The organism is Acinetobacter silvestris, assembly GCF_002135235.1.
Classification (GTDB): Bacteria; Pseudomonadota; Gammaproteobacteria; order Pseudomonadales; family Moraxellaceae; genus Acinetobacter; species Acinetobacter silvestris.
This window is the reverse complement of sequence record NZ_NEGB01000005.1, coordinates 203,909-224,126: the sequence shown is the minus strand read 5'-3', so window position 1 is coordinate 224,126 and position 20,218 is coordinate 203,909. Positions and strand designations below refer to the sequence as shown.

Here is a 20,218-nt window from a genome sequence, read left to right as displayed (position 1 = left end):
AGTTGGGTTTTATAAAAATAAAATTTCAAGGAAGCAAAATGAAAACTGTATGCATCATCGGCGCTGGTCCTTCAGGTATTACTGCTGCTAAAAATTGTAAAGAGTCAGGTATTGTTTTTGATCTCTTTGAAAAAAATGACAAAGTCGGAGGTAATTGGGTATTTAACGCAAAAACTGGGCATTCTTCAGTATATGAAAATACCCATATTATTAGCTCAAAAATCATGTCAGAGTATGAAGATTATCCCATGCCTGCGCATTATCCAGACTATCCTCGGCATGATCAATTACAACAATATTTTGAAAATTATGCCAAAAATTTTGGGATATATGAAAACATAAAATTTCATCATACCGTTGATCATGTTGAAAAGAATGCTGCTGGACAATGGCAAGTAAACTTTACTGATGATCAAGGCCAAACTCAGTGCAAAGAATATGACTATTTAATGGTGTCCAATGGCCATCATTGGATGCCAAAGTATCCTACTTATGAAGGTGAGTTTACTGGGCAATGGATGCACTCACATGATTTCAAAGGTGTGAATGATGAGTGGCGGAATAAGAAAATATTGGTGATCGGTGCGGGAAATTCGGGTTGTGATGTCGCTGTAGAGTCAGCACGAGTGTCTAAAGATATTTATATTTCGATGCGTAGTCCACAGTGGTTTGTTCCTAAGTTTATGCTGGGTCAGCCTGCAGATATTTTAGTTAAAGCATTGGAGAAATTGCCACCTAAAGTGAGACAAATGGTTTTAACAAAAACAGTTAAAGCATTCACAGGCAAATATTCAGATTTCGGTTTACCGGAAAATACCAGACCGATGTTGACTCAGCATCCGACTGCAAACTCGGATTTTATAGATTATGTTCGTCATGGAAAAATTAAACCTAAACCAGCCATTAAACGCTTCAATGGCCAACAGGTTGAATTTGTAGATGGCACGGTTGAAACATTTGATATTATTTGTTGCTGCACGGGATTTTGGACCGTTTTCCCATTCTTTGATCAAAAACTTATCAATTTTAAACATGTGGAAAAAGTACCGTTGTATCGCAAAATGATGTCTGCAGAACATGACAATTTATATTTTATTGGATTGTTCCAGCCTTTAGGTTGTATTTGGCCATTGTCTGATTTCCAAGCAAAAATTGCTTGTCAGGAAATTTTGGGTAGATACCAACGTCCTACGGATATGAAAAAAGCGATTCAATATGAACTAGACCATCCACATCACCATTTTGATGGTGGACAACGACATGCAGTTGAAGTGGACTATAACGATTTTAGAGCAGAGTTAGTTGCTGACCTAAAATCGGCTGGAATTCATGTCCCAGAACGTAAACCAAAACTTAATTTACGTCAATTTGTTGGAACGTTATTAACCGCATAAACCGTGATATTGCAATGCTGGATGCCCAAGCGATGCGTACAAATTGCAATGGATGCATTGGCATTGCAATTTTCCAAGCAACTTAAGCGCCATATTCACAATAAATAAAACAATGAGGACGTGACAATGTACGGACAAATGATGTTTAAACCACTATTGATTAGTAGTTTATTAGAGCATGCAGCCAATTTTCATGCGGATACAGCAATTATCTCTAAAAATTTGGATACAAGTCTACATACTACGAATTGGGGTGAAGTATCAGCCAATGCCAAACGTTTTGCCAAAGCTTTAAATGCATTAAATGTGCAGCATGGAGATTGTGTGGCAACATTGGCTTGGAATAATTATCGGCATGTCGAAGCATGGTATGCCATTTCTGGAAGTGGCCTCATTTGTCACACGATTAATCCAAGATTATTTCCAGAACAATTAATATTTATTGTGAATGATGCAAAAGATCGAGTGCTGATATTTGATAAAACTTTTTTACCTTTAATTTTGGCGATTAAGACCCATATTTCGAATGTAGAAACGTTTATTTGTTTAGACGCGTATGATGAAGACATAAAACAGGCACTTCCAGAAGTTCAATTTTATGATGATTTAGTTCAACAACAAACCGCAGATTATGATTGGCCAGAATTTGATGAACTTACCGCAAGTTCATTATGCTATACCTCAGGAACAACAGGTCACCCGAAAGGAGTTTTATACAGTCATCGTTCTACCGTATTACATACCTTGGCTGCATGTATTCCGGACTCATTAAATTTATCTGCGCAAGATGTGATGTTGCCAGTTGTTCCGATGTTCCATGTCCATGCTTGGGGTTCACCTTATGCTGCTGCTATGGTTGGCTGTACGTTGATTTTACCTGGGCCGTATTTAGATGGTGAAAGCTTAGTTAAGATGATTGATGACTATCAGGTGACTGTTGCACTGGGTGTTCCAACCATTTGGCAAGGCTTAATTAGTGCAGCTCAAAAGTTAGGAAGTCAGCTGTGTAGTATGACTCGAAATGTGGTCGGTGGTTCAGCTTGCCCACCTTCAATGATTGCGACTTTTAAACAGGATTATCATTGTGAAACGATTCATGCTTGGGGAATGACAGAAGCCAGTCCTCTTGGAACAGTTAATCAATTAAAAGCCAAACATAAGGATTTATCGGCATCTGAGCAAGCTGAAATACGTTTGTCTCAAGGTCGCCCACCTTTTGGGATTCAAGTACGTATTGTTAATCAAGAAAATGACACAACATCTATACAGCAGGATGTAGGAGCAATTGGTAATTTACAAATCAAAGGTCATTGGATCGTTAAACATTATTTTGGCGCATCTGATGCACTGTTAACCAGCGATGGTTGGTTTGATACAGGAGATATTGCAAGACTGAATTCGGATGGTTATTTAACGATTTCAGATCGTGCGAAAGATTTAATTAAATCAGGAGGGGAATGGATTTCATCTGTAGAATTAGAAAATATTGCTATGGGACATCCTGAGGTGGCTATGGCTGCGGTGATTGCTGCTAAACATGAAAAATGGGATGAACGACCAGTCTTGGTTGCGGTTAAACAGCCAAATAGTCCAATTACTGAGATGGAAATCTTAGATTATTACCACGATAAAATTGCGAAATGGCAGATTCCCGATAAAGTGATTTTTGTAGATGCAATTCCATTGAGTGGAACTGGGAAAATGTTAAAACGTAAATTACGGGAAGATTTTGTCAATATTTTATTAGACAGTTAAAGCGAATTGAGTAGCTAAAGATTAGTCTGTTTTATGATCTAAATCTTAAATTACTGATTAGTATTAATAAGATGTGATTGTATCCGTAATCATCAAAACTCAGTAAAAGGTATTAGAGTAGCTCGACTATTAAACATGAGTCGAGCTACTTTAGATTATCGCTTAAAACGGGTGAAAAATAAAATAGGGTGCTGAATAGAAAAAATGCCTTACAGCTTATTTTACGTTAACTGGCTATTTCACCATCCCTAAAATAGAGCTTTGAGCTTGGCAAGCTTGTATCGCTTGATCCTTAGACATGTTTTTGATTTGTTCTTCAAATTGCTTTTTCTGTGCTTGAATGGCATCTGCTGGAATACCACTTTTCTTAGCTAAATCTTCCATGTACTTCCAAGATTGCTCGCATTCCTTTGGCATATTGCTGCATGCAGTAAGACTGACACTCAGACTGGCAAGACTTAGTAATAATATTTTTTTCATATATAACGCTTTAATTTATTGTAGGTTAATCAATCATAACAGAGAATTTTGATTATAAAAGCATTCTATGCTTAAGTCGCTGCAGAACGATTACACATCGATAATATGCAAAAAATCTGAGTAGATGGGACTGAATACGTATATTGATATCCTTTTTTCCACGCTTTAGCTATTTTACTGCCGTATAAAAAAGCACTTAGTTCAACTAAGTGCTTTTTTATACGGTCATCCATAACTATTGAATAGGTGGATGCTGTAGTTGGCTTAACTCTTTACGGCTATAGCCTCGTGACATCAGTACTTTTTTAATCCCAATAATGACATCTTCATCTTGTGCTTTTAAGAGCACGGAAAGAAGTTGATCATTGGATTTACAAGAGCAATCATTTTCAACACAAGCAATTTGATTTTTATGCTCGTTTTGCTGTTGATTTGCCATTAACAGCTTTTGCCAAAAACTCATAGAGCCTTCATACATAACCTAATATAGTTTGAAATATAGTCGCTTTAAAATAAAATTCAAGTATTAGAAGGTGATGCAATTATCAATTTATAAGTAAAAATATCGATAATAACAGCTCAATTTAACGAAATTATGACAGCCATAGCGCTTGATAAATTATAACTATATGATTCATCGTGCAAAAAAAATGGACTACGAGAATGTAGTCCATTATAAAGCTAAAATAAATTGTTTAAATCTTTTTCAATAACACACCTGATTCGACATGGTGGGTATATGGAAATTGATCAAACATCGCAAATTTTTGAATTTTATGCGTTTGTAGTAAAGTTTTCAGGTTGTCATGCAAGGTATCTGGATTACATGAAATATAAATAATTTGCTCAAAACCCTGTAGTAATTTTAAAGTATCATCATCTATACCTGCACGAGGAGGGTCAACAAAGACAGTTTCAAAATCATAACTTTGAATATCAATTTCTGCTTCTTGTAAGCGGCGGAATTCACGAATCCCATTATAGGCTTGAGTGAAATCTTCAGCAGAAAGTCGTGCGACTTGAATATTATCAATGTGATTCTGTTCAATATTCCATTGCGCTGCATAAACCGATGGTTTAGCCAGTTCTGTTGCTAGAACACGATTGAATTTAAGCGATAAAGGCAGAGTAAAATTACCATTGCCACAATACAATTCTAATAAATCTTTTTGCGTTGTTTCCGCAGCATTACATGCCCATTCCAACATTTTTTGGCATACATGTGCATTGGGTTGAGTAAAACTGCTTTCAATTTGTTTGTATTTAAATGTACGATCCAAGACTTGGAGTTCTTCAACGACAAACTCATCACTTAATACAAATTTTTGACCACGACTACGACCAATCAATTTAATGTTGAGTTTATCGGCCAGTTGTTTCGCTACAGGCTCCCATTCTTCATCTAGTTTACGATGATAAATTAGGGAAACCAAAACCTCACCACTTAAAGTGGCGAGAAAGTGAACTTCAAATAAACGTTTTTCAAGGATTGGATTGCTTTTAAGCTGCTTGAGTAAAACCGGCATAAGTTGATTAATGCTTTGATGTGCAATTGGAAATTCATCAATACGGACAACTTTTTTTTCTGTGCCATCTTCACTGCGTTCAAACATCGCATAGAACATATCATCTTCTGTATGCCAGATTCTAAACTCTGCACGCATACGAAAATTTTGTTCAGGCGATTCAAACACTTCTAATTCAGGAGGATTAAATTCGGCAAATTGAGTACGAATACGTTCAATTTTAGCAGCAAGCTGTTGTTGATAAGATGAAGTCATAAAAAATCAAAAGCACTAAGACAAAGCAAGCAAGGATGGTATCAAAAATTGAGGGAGATGGACAATTTTTAAATGCCCATCCTCTCGAATAAACGCTGTAAATAAATTTTATAAAATGTATAAAACCTATCTTTTGGCTAAGTGTTCAACTAAGTAATCAATAAACACACGTACCGCTGGAAGTAAGCCACGACGTGATGGATAAACCGCATGGAAAATACCATGGGGGGCTTTCCATTCAGGAAGGACACGAACCAACTCACCTGATTTTACATAATCACCGGCAGTGGTATCTGGAAGTAGAGCAATCCCGCAGTTTTGACTGGCTAGTTTAGCCAGCATTAATAAGTCAGATCCCATAACGACTGGATTGATCGTAATCTTTTTCTGATGATTGCTATCATCATGCAAAATCATCTGTTGATCTAAATGTTCATCCACCATACTTAAAATTCGATGTTCGGTTAAGTCTTCTGGGGTCTTGAGCATGCCATATTCATTTAAATAAGCCTGACTGGCAAATAAATGTTGTTCAATATTTTCAAATTTTCTGAGTACTAAACTGGGGTCATCATCCAAATTGGCACGCACACGAAGTGCAATATCAATGCCTTCATTAATAATATCTACCCGACGATTACTAATCAATAATTGCACTTTAATTTCAGGGTATGTTTTCAAAAAATCAGGCAGAATTTTTGCCATTTCGCTCTGTGCGATAGAAACTGGCAGGCTGACTTTAATGACGCCACGTGGTTGAGCACTTAAATGATCAACCAAATCATGTGCAGACTGCGCGGCGTTCATCATGACTTGTGCATGACGATAAATATTCATGCCAATATCAGTCACTGCAAAATGTCTAGAACTGCGTTGAATTAAGCGCACCCCTAAATTTTCTTCTAAATGGTAAACGCGGCGGCTTAATTTAGATTTTGGAATATCTGTTGCTCGTTCTGCAGCACTGAATCCGCCATGTTCTACAACAAGGGCGAAGCAGTAAAAATCATCTAAATCGGTGAGCATGAGAACATTCCATTAATGCAACAATCTTGCATTGTAAAAATACTTTGTTGCATTTTGTCAATTTAGATCTTGTTTTATTATTTCAAGGACTAAGCACCAGACAATAATATTTGTTGTACATGCTTGTATTCTTCCAGTCTTAATAAATCTTTAGCAGACGGATGTGGAATACGTGTTAAATCCATATTGTCCGTAATATCGGCCAATTTAACTGTACGAGCAATTGGATTTTTTACCGCTCTATATGCAGCTTCAATTCGAGATTCATTCTCCTTTTTGGTGAGTGCTTGAATTGCCTCAATAACTTCTTGGCTAAAACCCAATGAAATTAGATCAACTACTGTGGTATCTGTATCTTCTAAAATATCGTGGAGTACAGCAACAATTTGTTGCTCTGGTGTTTTCATTTTTAACATCAGTCGAAGGGGATGCAAAATATAGGGTTGGTTACCTTTATCGACTTGTCCTGCATGTTTTTGCACAGCCAATGCAATTGCTTTTTCAATTATTGACATCATTTTGGTCTTCTTTATAAAAATTATTACTTTAAAGAAATTTAAACCAGTATTTAAAATATTCTGACTCGTTTAAAATATCCTTTTATTTTGTTCCAAAGATTATGTCTTTTCAACTGATTCAACTTGAAAAAAACCAGGTAAATGTAACATGTCCTTATTGTCAGCAAGATGTTCTAGATTGGTCTCAAGAGCAATATATACAGCCGTGTGCACACACCTTATTTATTGCCATGGATTTGGGCTTTGAATATATTTCAGATGCATATGAAGCAACCATGCAACGAACAGTAGATGAAATTCATGCACATGATGATGACAGCATTAATATCTGGCATGAAATTTCACAATCTACTTTTCCAGATTATGTCATTTACCAAGCTGATTTAGGGGTAGAAGGAATGTATCGCTACATTGGCTTAACAGCAAAGGCAATTGATTGAGTTGCTTTGGCCAATGGCAGTAAGTTATGAACTAAGTTTAGCTCTAAGGAAGCTGAATTTCAGTTTCTAGTCAGGTTACAAATTTTTTGATGAATGACGATTGTTGTTATTCAGCATAAACAAAGTAATAAGATCTAAACCCATAATTTGATGTTTTAATTACTAACTTATTTGAGCTTGTATTTAACTTTGTTCCTCAACGTTTTGCGGTGTAAGTGCCGAGTATTGTGATAATCATCGTTAGTGATCTTAAACTATGCTTCCTCAATATCGGGCGTGTCGTTTGTTGTAAGAAATGCTTTATCGCAGATTCAAAATACTTTAATGATTATAATGATGGAATCATAGAAGGCATATCCATTCCTAGAATGGCTGTTGATAAAGGTATTTGTGAAGAACATTTATATAGAAATATTCTAAATTATTTAAGTCTCAAAATAGCAAGCTTAAGCAGTTTAACCATTAAAAATGACATCAATAGAATCAAAATAGGTATAAATAGAATTTCCGAATATAAATTAATAATTTTCTGTTCGCACATAACATCAGATTAACGATAAACAAAATTATTATGCAGAGGATGCAATGAATCAAATGAACAAAACAGTAAAAAAAGAACGTGTGCAATTCAATTGGCAAGACCCATTTTTAATCGAACAACAATTGACTGCAGAAGAACGCATGGTTCGTGATACGGCATATGCATATAGTCAAGCGAAGTTAATGCCCCGCGTACTTGAACAATTCCGGCATGAAAAGACTGATATCTCTATCTTTCGTGAAATGGGAGAGTTGGGTTTACTTGGATCAACCATTCCAGAACAATATGGTGGTGCAGGTCTAAATTATGTGAGTTATGGTTTAATCGCCCGTGAAATTGAACGAGTAGATTCTGGTTATCGTTCTATGGCAAGTGTACAAAGTTCTTTGGTGATGGTGCCGATTAATGAATTTGGTTCTGAAGAGCAAAAACACAAGTATTTGCCTAAATTAGCTTCTGGTGAATTGATTGGCTGTTTTGGTTTAACTGAACCTGATCATGGCTCAGACCCAGATAGCATGATTACTCGTGCGAAAAAAGTCGATGGTGGATATCTTCTAAGTGGCGCCAAAATGTGGATCACTAATAGTCCAATTGCCGATGTATTTGTGGTTTGGGCTAAGGAAGTGTCTGTTGCAGGCAATGTCGGTGAAATTCGTGGCTTTATTTTAGAAAAAGGTTGGGAAGGGCTTTCAGCACCGGTCATTCATGGAAAAGTGGGTTTACGCGCCTCAATCACAGGTGAAATTGTGATGGATCATGTTTTTGTACCTGAAGAAAATGCTTTTCCAGAAATTCGTGGTTTACGTGGTCCATTCACTTGTTTAAACAGCGCTCGCTACGGAATTGCATGGGGAGCAATGGGTGCTGCAGAATTTTGCTGGCAGACGGCACATCAATACACGATGGATCGTAAACAATTTGGACGCCCCTTGGCTGCAAATCAATTAATTCAAAAGAAATTGGCAGATATGCAGACTGAAATTGCTTTGGGTTTACAAATTGCTTTACGGTTCGGTCGAATGAAAGATGAGGGAATTGCTTCAGTAGAAGGAACATCTTTAATTAAGCGTAATAATTGCGGAAAGGCACTTGATATTGCACGTGTCGCACGTGACATGATGGGGGGAAATGGCATGAGCGATGAGTTTGGCATTGCTCGACATTTGGTCAATCTTGAAGTTGTGAATACGTATGAAGGAACACACGATATCCATGCATTGATTCTAGGGCGTGCACAAACAGGAATTGCTGCTTTTTGTAATTAATGAGTCAATTCAGTCATGCTTCTTAAGTGATATTCAGACTGGTATTGAGTACGACAAGAAGTATTGAGCATTTGGGTTTTACTTATTTTTTATAACATGTATAAAAAACAATCCATTTGTTGCTTGGATAGAGTGCATAAAAAAGAACATGCAATTGCATGTTCTTTTTAGATAGGGAAACAGCCTCTAATTAGAAGTTATATTCCATACCTAAACCAAACACGGTTTTTTTATTATCATCAGTTTGCCAATCACGTTTTTGTTGGGCCAGAACACCATACAATCGTGCTTGTTTATTCAAGTTATAATCCACACCAACACCATATTGGTCAAGGACGCGATCATCACCTGTCCACTCAGTTTTAGCTGATTGATATTGCCCTTTAACAGTCCATGGCGTATTAGCAACATTATAAGTTGCCTGAAGAATCCAAGCTTGTTCTTTTAGTGATGCAACACGAGCATCAAGTTTAGCAGCCGTTAAATCCGCAGCGGAAGGCGAATTAGAGGGTTCAGCATGTTGGAACAATGCACCTAAAACTAAACCGTTAAGACCTGCTTTGCTTAGATCGAGAGAACCTGTTACACGATAAGCATTGGAGTCAATATCTTTCAAGCTGAGTGCATTATAAGCACCTGCTACAGCAAAGTTTCCAGCAAGGGCAGTCGCAAAACCATAATCCTTGTTTTCATAAGACAGTGAGGTTGAAACACCGCTAAAACTGTCACGTTTTTTGGTTGAATATACAGATGTTATATTTTCACCTGTTTGTGCCATAAGATTGAATTGTAAACCCGGAATGAGCAGATTTTTATCCGTTTCAAAACCCACGGCATTTTTTAAACGTTCTTCACCATACATGGTTTTGGTAATATCAAGATTGGTATCATCATTGAAGATATCTTGGTATTTACCTGCAGATGTTTTGAAATATGAATCGTATTGCCCAGCTTTTAGTGTACCGATATCTTTAAATTTAAGACCTAAAAAGCGATTTCGAGCACTTAAATCTGTATCAGAACCAGAACCATCTGTTGAAATTGCCCATTCTGCTTGGTATACAACTCCTACGTTGTCGGTAAGTTTCTCTTCACCTTTAACCCCAATACGTGAAGCATTTGAATTTAATTGAGTTTCATTAGTCCCTTTAAAGTCTTTGTTATCGACCTGATTTAAAGATACATTGAGCTTACCATACAATGTTGGCGCTGCTTGCGCTGCGCTTAAGCCGAATGATGCAACTGCTGCAGCGAGTAGCACTTTTTTCATTGAGATTTCTCCAAAACTTGTTCAAAAATGGCGTCTGCCTGATTTACTCTTTTTATTTAGCAAGCTTCTGGTACAAAAAATTACAGATGCTGACTAACTTGCATGCAGTATCTGTAATTTTTGTTACAAATGGGTGAAGAGTAAATGACAGTTTTATGACGCTTTGATCCTTGAAAGATTGGAGAAAATAGAATGCAAAAAAATGAGGCATAAGCCTCGTTTTTTATCAATTTCAAAATTAAAGTAGCGCTTTGATTTTCTCCGCCAATGCTTTAATTTTTTCTTGATCGCCCATTTGCACCGCATGGCGACCAAGCTCATGAACCGAACTTGGAATCAAATGAAAATGCACGTGCGGAACAGTTTGACCCGCGGCAGCACCCGAAAGTTGCATTAAGACAATGCCTTTCGCATTCAAGGCAGTTTCAATTGCCTTGGCAATTTTCTGCACAATTTGAATGGTGTAAGCCGCAGCTTCGGGTGGTAGGTCTAATAAAGTGACGGCAGGTGTTTTCGGAATAACTAAAGTATGACCTTCGGCTTGTGGCATAATATCCATAAATGCAAGTACTTGATCATCTTCATATACTTTAATGGCTGGAAGTTCGTTACGTAAAATTCGAGCAAATATATTTTGATCATCGTAAGCCATTGTACTGAGTTCCTTGATGGTGTTTAAAGTCATTATTTGCAGTTCAATTCTTTTTGACGCGCTTTGATTTCGTCAAGTCGTTGTTGCTCTTTTTCTGAAAATTTAGGTTTGCTGGTAAAGCAGTTTTCATTACCAAATTTAGCTTTTGCATCAGGATCTTTAAAGCAAAATCCCTTAGACGCATAGATTACGTTATAGTCATCTTGTAGCTTTTGACATTCTTGAGCAGCATCGGCTGCATAAACTTGAGCGCCAAAAAACATCGATAGTATAGAAATAATTGTGATAGAACGCTTCTTCATAAGAATCCTTCAATTGACACTTTAAATTGTCTAGGTATTACATCAATTATATGGGGTGTTATGCGATATTCAATGTTGAAAAATTACTCTAATGTAATTTTACTCCATGATTCATACATTTTTATTGCAGTAGAAAAATCACTATTGGGTTCAGCTAAGTCATTAGCAACTTGAATTAAGTTTTGTGTTAGTCCAATAACGGGTGCGGAAATTCGAGCTTCACGCACTAAATCAACAGCAATTCCAGTATCTTTGGCCAGTAATGGAAGTGCAAAAGTTAAAGGAAAGCTACGGTTGAATACACGTTGTGGTAGTACAGTTTCGGTTACACCACTTTTACCACTCGATGCATTAATACAATCAAGTGCTTCCTGAAGATGTACGCCGTGTGCTTTTAACGTGGTAAATCCTTCTGCTGCTGCGCATAAATGTACCGCCATCATCATGTTATTGACTGCTTTAACCGCAAAACCAGTACCAGACTCACCCACATGCTTAATGATTTTTCCCATAGTCTGCATAATAGGCAGGGCTTGAGCAAAAGCTTCAGTATTGCCACCCACCATAAAGGTTAACGTTGCATTTTCAGCCCCAATCGTTTGACCGCTCACAGGTGCATCTAAAAAGCGAACACCTTGTTGTAAGAGTTGTTCGGATTGTGCACGCGCAGATTCGGGAACACCGCTAGTACAATCTACCCAAATTGAACCTGACTTAAGTTGAACTTGTGCAAGAATTTCATCAACTTGTTGGCTAGTCGGTAAACAAGAAAAAATAATATCGGCTTGTACTGCATTTTGTAGTTCAATTGCCAAAGTTCCAAACTCAGTTGCATGTTGTTGTGCTTTTTCAAAATTACGATTCCAAACATAAACGGTATCGAAATGTTGAGGTAAATGTGCCGCCATACGGTAACCCATTGCGCCTAAGCCTATAAATGCAACTGATTGAATCATGATTGATTTTCCTATATTGATGATTGTAGCAATATGTCTACAACTTGGTTGAACGCTGGTCTAACCATTCGCTCAGAACTGGCCAAAACTCATCGGCACTTTTTTGGCTCGACATCAGCCCTAAGTGTCCACCTGGAATGAGAGTAAACGTGACATCATGGCTATTTGTCAATTCGCTTAAAGGCCTAACTGCATCTGCCGTGATCATTTGATCACTGCGACCTGCACCAATCAAGAGTGAACAATCAATTTTTTTGAGCTCAATTTTTTTATCTTTTAACTGAATCATACCTTGCTTGAGTGGATTCTGAAGCCAAATATTAAAGAGCATGTCTTGGTTTACGCCACCAGGGTAATCCACCATATGATTCAGAAAGTTACCTAAAGTCGCATGTTCATGGAGTAATTGTTGATCATCTAAATTGAGTAACAGTTGTTTATGACCTTCATACCATCCTTTTGGATCTAAAACTTTAAAGCCAATCGCATTGAGTAAACCAGGGGTATGTAAAAATTGTTTGGGAATAAGACCGGAGTAAATTGCTTGTTTAATTTTTTTATTTTGGGATAAGTAATAGTTAATTTTGCGATATAGTTTACCAATACTTCCAGAAGCATAACTGTCAATCGGGCTCCCTAATACTATCAAGTTTTTCACATAATTGGGCTGATGGAGCGCGGTATATAAAAGTACAAAAATTCCTGCCATGCTCCAACCGTGGAGTGAAATCTGATCACTCTGAGCGTGTTCTCTAATTTTATGGATACAGTAGGGAATGGCTTCATCAATGAAATTAAGAAAATTTAAAAAACGATCTTTATAATTGAGTTGTCCCCAATCAAGCAAATACACATCAAAGCCTTGATCACAGAAATATTTGACTAAGGAGCGGTAGGGATATAGATCATAAATGGCCATGTTAATCGCCAGTGGAGCAACAAAAACGAGGGGTTCTTTATATTTTCTTTCAGATGCAGCGTAATAGCGCACACGTGCCTGTTTATATTCTGTAATGACTTCATAGGGCGTGCTTTGGGAGAGAACCAGAGATTTCCCATTGAAAATACGGGTAGAAAGGTTTTTAAATTTGAGAGAACGATCCTGTACTTTCTTTTTGAGTTGTTCCATACGCAATTTTAGTCTCATTTTCATGTAAGTTTGTTCGAAGTCTAAGCGATATTTTTACATTATACCTTGACCTTAAATACACTAGACGCTCAAAATGTTGGCAATTCTTCGCAAAGGCAGTTTTCGGACTGAGCAATAAAATGAGCCAACAAGACGACATCGAATATCAACTTGATACTTTGGCAATTCGCACTGGTCATACCCGCAGTTTTGAAGGTGAGCATAGTGAGCCAATTTACCTCACCTCATCTTTTGTTTATGAAAATGCAGCAGAAGCAGCTGCTAAGTTCTCTGGTGCTGAGTCTGGTAATATTTACTCTCGTTTTACCAATCCTACCGTTGCCATGTTTGAAAAGCGCCTAGCAGCATTAGAAGGTGGTGAGCGTGCTGTTGCGACGAGTTCTGGTATGGCTGCGATTATGGCTGTAGCAATGTCATTTTTAAAAACAGGTGATCATGTCATTTGTTCACGTGCTGTCTTTGGTTCAACCGTTTCCTTGTTCGAAAAATATGTGGTGAAGTTTGGTGTCGCAGTTGATTTTGTCGATTTAACTGATTTAGATGCATGGAAAAATGCAGTACGTCCTGAAACAAAATTACTGTTTGTTGAGTCACCATCTAATCCATTGGCTGAAATTGCAGATATCCAAGCATTAGCTGATCTCGCGCATGCAAATGATGCATTGTTGGCGATAGATAACAGTTTTTGTACGCCTATATTACAACAACCACTAAAATTGGGTGCTGACCTTGTGGTGTATTCAGCCACTAAATATTTAGATGGTCAGGGGCGAGCTTTAGGTGGTGCGGTCGTTGGAAATCACAAACTGCTTGAAGAAGTTTTTGCTTATGTACGTACGACTGGACCATCAATGAGTCCATTTAATGCGTGGGTATTCTTAAAAGGTTTAGAAACTTTAAGTTTACGTATGAAAGCACATTCAAGTAGTGCGCAAAAAATAGCGGAATGGTTGAATACACATCCACAGGTTAAAAAAGTGTATTTTGCAGGTTTAGTCGATCACATTGGTCATGCATTGGCAGCAAAACAACAAACGGGTTTCGGTGGTATTGTTGCTTTTGAGGTCAAAGGTGAGCGTGAAAGTGCTTGGAAAGTGATTGATAATACAAAATTTATATCAATTACAGGTAATTTAGGCGATGTAAAATCGACAATTACTCACCCAGCGACCACAACTCACGGTAAACTATCTGCGGAAGCAAAACTTGCAGCGGGTATTGGCGAAGGACTTATTCGCTTATCTGTGGGCTTGGAAGATGTGGATGATATTATTGCTGATATCAAACGCGGCTTAGATTTACTTTAAAATATTTTGATTGAAAATTGATTTTGTTCGGAGAATTTTATGAACATTAATATGCTCATGCAGCAAGCTCAGCGCATGCAAAAAGACATGGAAAGCAATGTTAAAAAAGCCAAAGAAGAACTGGCTCAAACTGAGGTACATGCAGAAGCGGGTGGCGGTTTAGTTAAAGTGACTATGACATGTCGTAATGTAGTTAAACGTATCGAGATTAATCCTGAATTACTTCAAGATGATGCAGATATGATTGAAGACTTAATTGCTGCTGCAATGAATGATGCTGCACGTCAAGTTGAAGTTATTTCAGAAGAGAAATTGAACGGTGCTAAATCTGGTATGGGCTTACCGCCAGGTCTTTCAGGTTTATTTTAAGCCACTAAAATATTCTAAGGATACGATTTGTGTTTAGTGATCGTTTTGATCAACTTGTTCAAGCGTTAAGAATATTGCCAAGCGTAGGGCCGAAATCGGCTCAGCGCATGGCTTTACATATGATCATGAAAAATAGAGAAGGTGCAATTGGTTTGGCGCATGCGTTAAACGAAGCGACTTCTTATATTCATGAATGCACGATGTGTCATTCTTTAACTGAAAATGAAGTGTGTGATATTTGCATATCAACAGAGCGTGATGATCATTTATTATGTGTAGTTGAGTCACCAGCAGATGTTATGGCGATTGAGCAAAGTGGTAGTTTTCGAGGGAAATATCACGTACTAGGTGGTCATTTATCACCTTTGGATGGAATTGGACCTGAAGAAATAGGTATCCCTTATTTAATTCAGCGCTTGGCTCAAGGTAGTGTTGAAGAAGTCATTTTAGCTACCAATGCCACAGTTGAAGGTCAGGCGACAGCCCATTATTTGGTTGAAGCAACCAAACATTTGTCGATTCAAATGACTCGAATTGCGCAAGGTGTGCCGCAAGGCGGAGAGTTGGAGTATGTCGATAGTCATACTTTAAGTCAGGCTGTACATAATCGAATGCGGATGAAATAAGCACACTTGTGCTTATTTTAACTGTAGCTGATGTTTAATTTGGTGGTTTTCTTTTTTAGAAATTAGATTAAGATTTTGAAAAATAAATAGTTATTTAATTTTGAATGAGTCGATAATTGTATTTATTAAAATGAAAAAATAGAAATAGTAAAAAAGATTAATTTAAAAAATAAAAGCTTTTGTGAGGAGATTGATTGAAACGTTTATATTTAATATTTATAGATGAAAGTAACGTATAATTTATATTTGAATGTAGTCGTTTGAATCGTATAAACATGTTCCAATTTATCAATCAACAGTCTGACCTTGAAAATGTGTTGCAACACATGAAGCAAAGCTCAATTTATGGCTTAGACACAGAATTTATTAAAGTCGATACTTTTTGGCCAAAATTAGGTGTCTTTCAAATTAATGTTGATGGAAAAGTATTCCTTCTGGATGGGACGGCACTTGATTTGGCAGGTTTTTGGAAAAAGATTTTTCAAGCACAACAAAATATTTTTCATGCATGTAGTGAAGATATTGATTTAATTTATCATTATGCAGATCATTCGAGTTTAGATAATGTCTTTGATACTCAAGTTGCGATGTCATTTCTAGGGCATGGTCTGCAAGTGAGTTATCAAAATGCGTTAAAACAAATGCTCGATATCGATATTGATAAAGATCAGACTCGTTCAGATTGGTTAGCACGTCCGCTTTCAGCTGAGCAAATGAGTTATGCCGCCAATGATGTACTGTACATTACAGAATTGGCACAGAAGCTTAAAACGGAATTAGAAGAAAAACAGTTATATCATTGTGTGTTGGAAGATTGTAAAAGTTTAACCTATGAAATTTCAGTCGAAACACCCAAAGACAAGTTGTATATGGATATCGGTAACTATCGTCATTCACGTAAGCAATTGATGCAATTACAGCAATTGATGGTATGGCGAGAAGAAATGGTCAAAGCGCTGAATCAACCGCGTAGTTTTCTGCTCAAGAATTCAACCATCTATGATTTGGTGGAAAAAAATCCTAAAAATAATTTTCAGTTAGCACAAGTTAAAGACATTCGTCCCAATGTTGTACGTGAGCATGGCAAAACAATTTTAGATCTACTTAAATTTCTACCTGAAAGTGGAGAATGGCCTTTACGGATGGCAAGACCTATTCGGCACTCTTCTAAGGGCGTAACGCAAGCCGTTGATGCATTTATTGATTTGGCTGTTCAGGAATATCAAGTACCTAAAGAAGTGCTAATGCGTAAAAAATGGTTAAATTCATTGTATCAGCATGTGGTTTTTCAAGCGGATGAGCAAGATTTACCACGCTATTTATTGGGTTGGCGTTATGAGATTCTCACACGACCTTTGCTTGAATTGCTCAATAAAGATAAAGAATATCTTTCTACTCAAATGACAGTCATTGAGTAAGTCAATTGATATTTTTAAAAACTGTTTAAAGTTGTAGCGGTTGGCTTAGAAATACGACTGATGCGTTAACAAAGGCTAATGTATCTGTCGTTTTTTTCATGTATGCTGTGACCTGAGTTTAGTAAGCGCTGTTGAAAAAAAATGCATTGTGATATTTATAAATCGAGCAAAAAAGATGAAATGTATCTTTATGTGGCTCGTCCAAACCATCCTCATGAAGAAGAGGGCGTTGATCCTTTAGCTGTTTTATCTGAAGCTTTGCGGTCTGCTTTTGGTCGTGCGACTTTCGTCATGCATTTAGAGCTCAGTGAATCAAAAAAATTAGCACGTGTGAACGTATTGCATGTGATTGATTCATTACAAACCAAAGGCTTCTTTATTCAAGTGCCGCCTGAAGGGTTAATTAATCCAAATGCGGTTGAACCAGAGGGATTACGCGGTGCGTGAAGATCAATCAGGAATATGGACAAATTTATTCGCATTACTAGATTCAATTCCTGAAGATAGTATCGCCATTACGGTCTATGTTCTTGGTGTATTGATTATTCTATGGTGTTGGTATGCCATTTCAAAACGTTTGCCAGCACCGTTTGGTGGTATTACATGGATTATTGTATTTGCGGTAATCGCAACCCCAACCATTTCTGAAGGACCAAACTCTGAGGTTGCTCCTGCAATTTTTGGTCTACTTTTTGGTATTTTAACTAAAGATACGCCATTGATTTGGTCAAACTCAGCACTTATCACTTTTGTTATTGGGCTCGGTTTAATTACTGGTTATTTGTGGTCAAAATACAAAATCAATAAAAATATGGTCACTAATAGCGCTCCAGTAAAAAATATTTCACCACTTTAAAGAAAAAATAAAGGTTAATTATGTCTGTTAATTCTCAACAATTTACAGGTACAGCACAGTACATTGCCACTGATAGTTTAAAACTAGCTGTAAAAGCTGCTCGTGCCTTGCAAAAACCATTGCTCATCAAAGGCGAGCCAGGGACAGGAAAAACTTTACTTGCTGAACAAGTTGCAGAAAGTTTAGGTCTAAAACTGATTACATGGCACATTAAATCAACCACCAAAGCACAACAAGGCTTGTATGAGTATGATGCAGTATCACGTTTGCGTGATAGTCAACTCGGTGATGATCGTGTTTATGATATTAAAAATTATATCAAGCCTGGTAAATTATGGGATGCATTTACCAGTGAGGAGCGCTGCGTTTTATTAATTGATGAAATTGATAAAGCAGATATTGAGTTCCCGAATGACTTGTTGCATGAACTGGATAAAATGTCATTTTTTGTTTATGAAACTGGCGAAACCATTACTGCAACTCAGCGTCCGATTGTGATTATTACATCGAATAACGAGAAAGAACTGCCAGATGCCTTTTTGCGCCGTTGTTTCTTTCATTATATTGAATTCCCTGATGAAGCCACTATGCGTGAAATCATTGCGGTACATTTCCCAAAAATTTCTTCTACTTTGGTCAGTGAAGCTTTACAGGTTTTCTTTAAACTCCGTCAAATACCGGGTTTAAAGAAACCACCATCAACCTCTGAGTTGATTGACTGGTTAAGTTTATTGATGGCGGATGATATGCCTGAAGATGTTTTGCGTAATCATGATAAATCTAAAGCTATTCCACCGCTTTATGGCGCACTCATTAAAAATGAACAAGATGTGCAACTGTTAGAACGTTTAGCCTTTATGTCACGTCGCTAAGAGGTAATCGCCAAATGTTTGTGCGATTATTTTATACGCTCAGAAAATACGGTGTACCCGTATCGACTCGTGAATTGATTGATTTAAATCAGGCGATTAGTGCGGGCTTAGTGTTTGCAGATCAAGAAGATTTTTATCAGCTTGTAAAAACCGTCATGGTTAAAGATGAAAGATTCTTTGATAAATTTGACCGTGCGATGAAAGACTATTTTGAAGGTATTCATACTTTCGATTTAGATGAATTGTTGAATAAAGTTCAAGGTCTTCCGAAAGATTGGTTTGATTTAGAACTGCTAGAAAAGCATTTAACACCTGAACAGCGTGAAGAATTAAAGAAAGCAGGTTCACTTGAAGAATTGATGAAAATGTTGGAAGAGCGGTTACGCGAACAACATAAAAAGCATCAAGGCGGCAATCGCATGATTGGTACAGGCGGAACTTCACCTTTTGGTGCTTTCGGAGATCATCCTGAAGGTGTCCGTATTGGTGGGCCGGGGCGTAAACGTTCTGCAGTCAAGGTTTGGGAGCAGCGTAAATACCAAAATTTAGATGATGATCAAATTTTGGGTACTCGACAAATGCAAATGGCATTACGTCGTTTGCGTAAGTTTGCCCGTCAGGGTGCAGCTGAAGAACTGGATATCAATAGCACGATTTATGAAACAGCAAAGCAAGGCATTTTAAATGTACAGATGGTGCCTGAACGTCGTAATCGTATTAAAGTGCTAATGTTATTTGATGTGGGGGGATCGATGGATTCACATATTGCGCAATGCGAAAAACTATTTAGTGCAGCGAAGACTGAATTTAAAACTCTAGATTATTTTTATTTCCATAATTGTTTGTATGATTATGTTTGGAAAGATAATCACCGTCGTTCATCCTCTAAAATGAATACTTGGGATTTGCTCAATACTTATGGTAAAGACTACCGTGTCATCGTTGTAGGTGATGCGAGTATGGCACCTTATGAGCTGAAATCAGTTGGTGGTTCAGTTGAGTATATGAATGATGAGGCGGGTGAGGTTTGGTTGCATCGTTTGCGGAATCACTTTGAAAAAACAGCGTGGCTTAATCCTGAAGAACAAAATTATTGGCATTACACGCAAACCATCGGTTTAATTAAACAAACTTTTGAAGATCATATGTTTCCAATGACCTTAAAAGGCATTGAAGATATGACTAAATATTTAGCGAGATAAACTTAACCAATACATTGGTTTTAGCATGGGGAATT

Annotated in this window: 23 protein-coding genes; 13 read left to right on the top strand and 10 right to left on the bottom strand. The window is 37.3% G+C overall.

The window, feature by feature from the left end; genetic code table 11:
- Window positions 1-38: 38 nt before the first annotated feature.
- The 3 genes from B9T28_RS10315 (at window position 39) to B9T28_RS15160 (ending at window position 3,344) form a co-directional block, all read left to right on the top strand.
- The gene (locus B9T28_RS10315) at window positions 39-1,394 is read left to right on the top strand and encodes a flavin-containing monooxygenase (protein ID WP_086203889.1); all 1,356 of its coding nucleotides are present in this window, start codon (window positions 39-41) and stop codon (window positions 1,392-1,394) included.
- Between the two features lie 126 nt (window positions 1,395-1,520).
- Window positions 1,521-3,149 (top strand): long-chain-fatty-acid--CoA ligase, encoded by a 1,629-nt coding sequence (locus tag B9T28_RS10310; protein WP_086203888.1) that lies wholly within the window; start codon window positions 1,521-1,523, stop codon window positions 3,147-3,149.
- A gap of 66 nt (window positions 3,150-3,215) precedes the next feature.
- The gene (locus tag B9T28_RS15160) at window positions 3,216-3,344 is read left to right on the top strand and encodes a helix-turn-helix domain-containing protein (protein ID WP_143222613.1); all 129 of its coding nucleotides are present in this window, start codon (window positions 3,216-3,218) and stop codon (window positions 3,342-3,344) included.
- A 39-nt stretch (window positions 3,345-3,383) separates the two neighbouring features.
- On the opposite strand, the gene B9T28_RS10300 is transcribed toward B9T28_RS15160, so the two are convergent.
- The 5 genes from B9T28_RS10300 to B9T28_RS10280 all read right to left on the bottom strand — a co-directional run bounded on the left by B9T28_RS10300 (window position 3,384) and on the right by B9T28_RS10280 (window position 6,951).
- Window positions 3,384-3,629 (bottom strand): hypothetical protein, encoded by a 246-nt coding sequence (locus B9T28_RS10300; RefSeq protein WP_086203887.1) that lies wholly within the window; start codon window positions 3,627-3,629, stop codon window positions 3,384-3,386.
- A 235-nt stretch (window positions 3,630-3,864) separates the two neighbouring features.
- On the bottom strand, window positions 3,865-4,092 hold the full coding sequence (locus B9T28_RS10295) for a hypothetical protein (protein ID WP_086203886.1): 228 nt from the start codon (window positions 4,090-4,092) through the stop codon (window positions 3,865-3,867).
- A 232-nt stretch (window positions 4,093-4,324) separates the two neighbouring features.
- Window positions 4,325-5,410: a tRNA (uridine(54)-C5)-methyltransferase TrmA gene (gene trmA, locus B9T28_RS10290; protein WP_086203885.1), complete on the bottom strand. Its 1,086-nt coding sequence runs from the start codon at window positions 5,408-5,410 to the stop codon at window positions 4,325-4,327.
- Window positions 5,411-5,536: 126 nt separating this feature from the next.
- The gene (locus B9T28_RS10285; protein ID WP_086203884.1) at window positions 5,537-6,436 is read right to left on the bottom strand and encodes a LysR substrate-binding domain-containing protein; all 900 of its coding nucleotides are present in this window, start codon (window positions 6,434-6,436) and stop codon (window positions 5,537-5,539) included.
- An 89-nt stretch (window positions 6,437-6,525) separates the two neighbouring features.
- Window positions 6,526-6,951: an HD domain-containing protein gene (locus B9T28_RS10280; RefSeq protein ID WP_086203963.1), complete on the bottom strand. Its 426-nt coding sequence runs from the start codon at window positions 6,949-6,951 to the stop codon at window positions 6,526-6,528.
- 104 nt (window positions 6,952-7,055) lie between these two features.
- Between B9T28_RS10280 and B9T28_RS10275 the strand changes: the two genes are divergently transcribed.
- Complete coding sequence (locus B9T28_RS10275) at window positions 7,056-7,394, top strand: hypothetical protein (protein ID WP_086203883.1); 339 nt, start codon at window positions 7,056-7,058, stop codon at window positions 7,392-7,394.
- 585 nt (window positions 7,395-7,979) lie between these two features.
- Window positions 7,980-9,203: an acyl-CoA dehydrogenase gene (locus B9T28_RS10270; protein WP_086203882.1), complete on the top strand. Its 1,224-nt coding sequence runs from the start codon at window positions 7,980-7,982 to the stop codon at window positions 9,201-9,203.
- A 190-nt stretch (window positions 9,204-9,393) separates the two neighbouring features.
- Here the strand turns inward: B9T28_RS10270 and B9T28_RS10265 are convergent, their stop codons facing one another.
- From B9T28_RS10265 to B9T28_RS10245, 5 genes are all read right to left on the bottom strand, one after another.
- A complete protein-coding gene (locus B9T28_RS10265; RefSeq protein ID WP_086203881.1) occupies window positions 9,394-10,473 on the bottom strand; it encodes a porin in 1,080 nt (359 codons plus the stop codon).
- 238 nt (window positions 10,474-10,711) lie between these two features.
- Window positions 10,712-11,125 carry an HIT family protein gene (locus tag B9T28_RS10260; RefSeq protein WP_086203962.1) on the bottom strand — a complete coding sequence of 138 codons (414 nt, stop codon included), beginning with the start codon at window positions 11,123-11,125 and terminating at the stop codon, window positions 10,712-10,714.
- A 32-nt stretch (window positions 11,126-11,157) separates the two neighbouring features.
- Window positions 11,158-11,427, bottom strand: a complete 270-nt coding sequence (locus tag B9T28_RS10255) for a YARHG domain-containing protein (protein WP_143222612.1) — start codon at window positions 11,425-11,427, stop codon at window positions 11,158-11,160.
- A gap of 83 nt (window positions 11,428-11,510) precedes the next feature.
- Window positions 11,511-12,383 (bottom strand): NAD(P)-dependent oxidoreductase, encoded by an 873-nt coding sequence (locus tag B9T28_RS10250; RefSeq protein WP_086203879.1) that lies wholly within the window; start codon window positions 12,381-12,383, stop codon window positions 11,511-11,513.
- Window positions 12,384-12,420: 37 nt separating this feature from the next.
- On the bottom strand, window positions 12,421-13,512 hold the full coding sequence (locus B9T28_RS10245) for an alpha/beta fold hydrolase (protein ID WP_086203878.1): 1,092 nt from the start codon (window positions 13,510-13,512) through the stop codon (window positions 12,421-12,423).
- Window positions 13,513-13,652: 140 nt separating this feature from the next.
- Between B9T28_RS10245 and B9T28_RS10240 the strand changes: the two genes are divergently transcribed.
- The 8 genes from B9T28_RS10240 (at window position 13,653) to B9T28_RS10205 (ending at window position 20,183) form a co-directional block, all read left to right on the top strand.
- The gene (locus tag B9T28_RS10240; RefSeq protein WP_086203877.1) at window positions 13,653-14,840 is read left to right on the top strand and encodes an O-succinylhomoserine sulfhydrylase; all 1,188 of its coding nucleotides are present in this window, start codon (window positions 13,653-13,655) and stop codon (window positions 14,838-14,840) included.
- A gap of 39 nt (window positions 14,841-14,879) precedes the next feature.
- Complete coding sequence (locus tag B9T28_RS10235; protein ID WP_086203876.1) at window positions 14,880-15,209, top strand: YbaB/EbfC family nucleoid-associated protein; 330 nt, start codon at window positions 14,880-14,882, stop codon at window positions 15,207-15,209.
- Window positions 15,210-15,238: 29 nt separating this feature from the next.
- Window positions 15,239-15,835 (top strand): recombination mediator RecR, encoded by a 597-nt coding sequence (gene recR, locus B9T28_RS10230; protein ID WP_086203875.1) that lies wholly within the window; start codon window positions 15,239-15,241, stop codon window positions 15,833-15,835.
- 275 nt (window positions 15,836-16,110) lie between these two features.
- Complete coding sequence (locus B9T28_RS10225; RefSeq protein ID WP_086203874.1) at window positions 16,111-17,253, top strand: ribonuclease D; 1,143 nt, start codon at window positions 16,111-16,113, stop codon at window positions 17,251-17,253.
- A 141-nt stretch (window positions 17,254-17,394) separates the two neighbouring features.
- Window positions 17,395-17,700, top strand: a complete 306-nt coding sequence (locus B9T28_RS10220; protein WP_086203873.1) for a YcgL domain-containing protein — start codon at window positions 17,395-17,397, stop codon at window positions 17,698-17,700.
- Complete coding sequence (locus B9T28_RS10215; protein WP_086203872.1) at window positions 17,693-18,109, top strand: hypothetical protein; 417 nt, start codon at window positions 17,693-17,695, stop codon at window positions 18,107-18,109. Before B9T28_RS10220 ends, B9T28_RS10215 begins: the two co-directional genes overlap by 8 nt.
- Window positions 18,110-18,129: 20 nt before the next feature.
- The gene (locus B9T28_RS10210) at window positions 18,130-18,981 is read left to right on the top strand and encodes an AAA family ATPase (protein ID WP_086203871.1); all 852 of its coding nucleotides are present in this window, start codon (window positions 18,130-18,132) and stop codon (window positions 18,979-18,981) included.
- A gap of 14 nt (window positions 18,982-18,995) precedes the next feature.
- Window positions 18,996-20,183, top strand: coding sequence for a vWA domain-containing protein (locus B9T28_RS10205; RefSeq protein WP_086203870.1), 1,188 nt, complete (start codon window positions 18,996-18,998; stop codon window positions 20,181-20,183).
- Window positions 20,184-20,218: the final 35 nt, after the last annotated feature.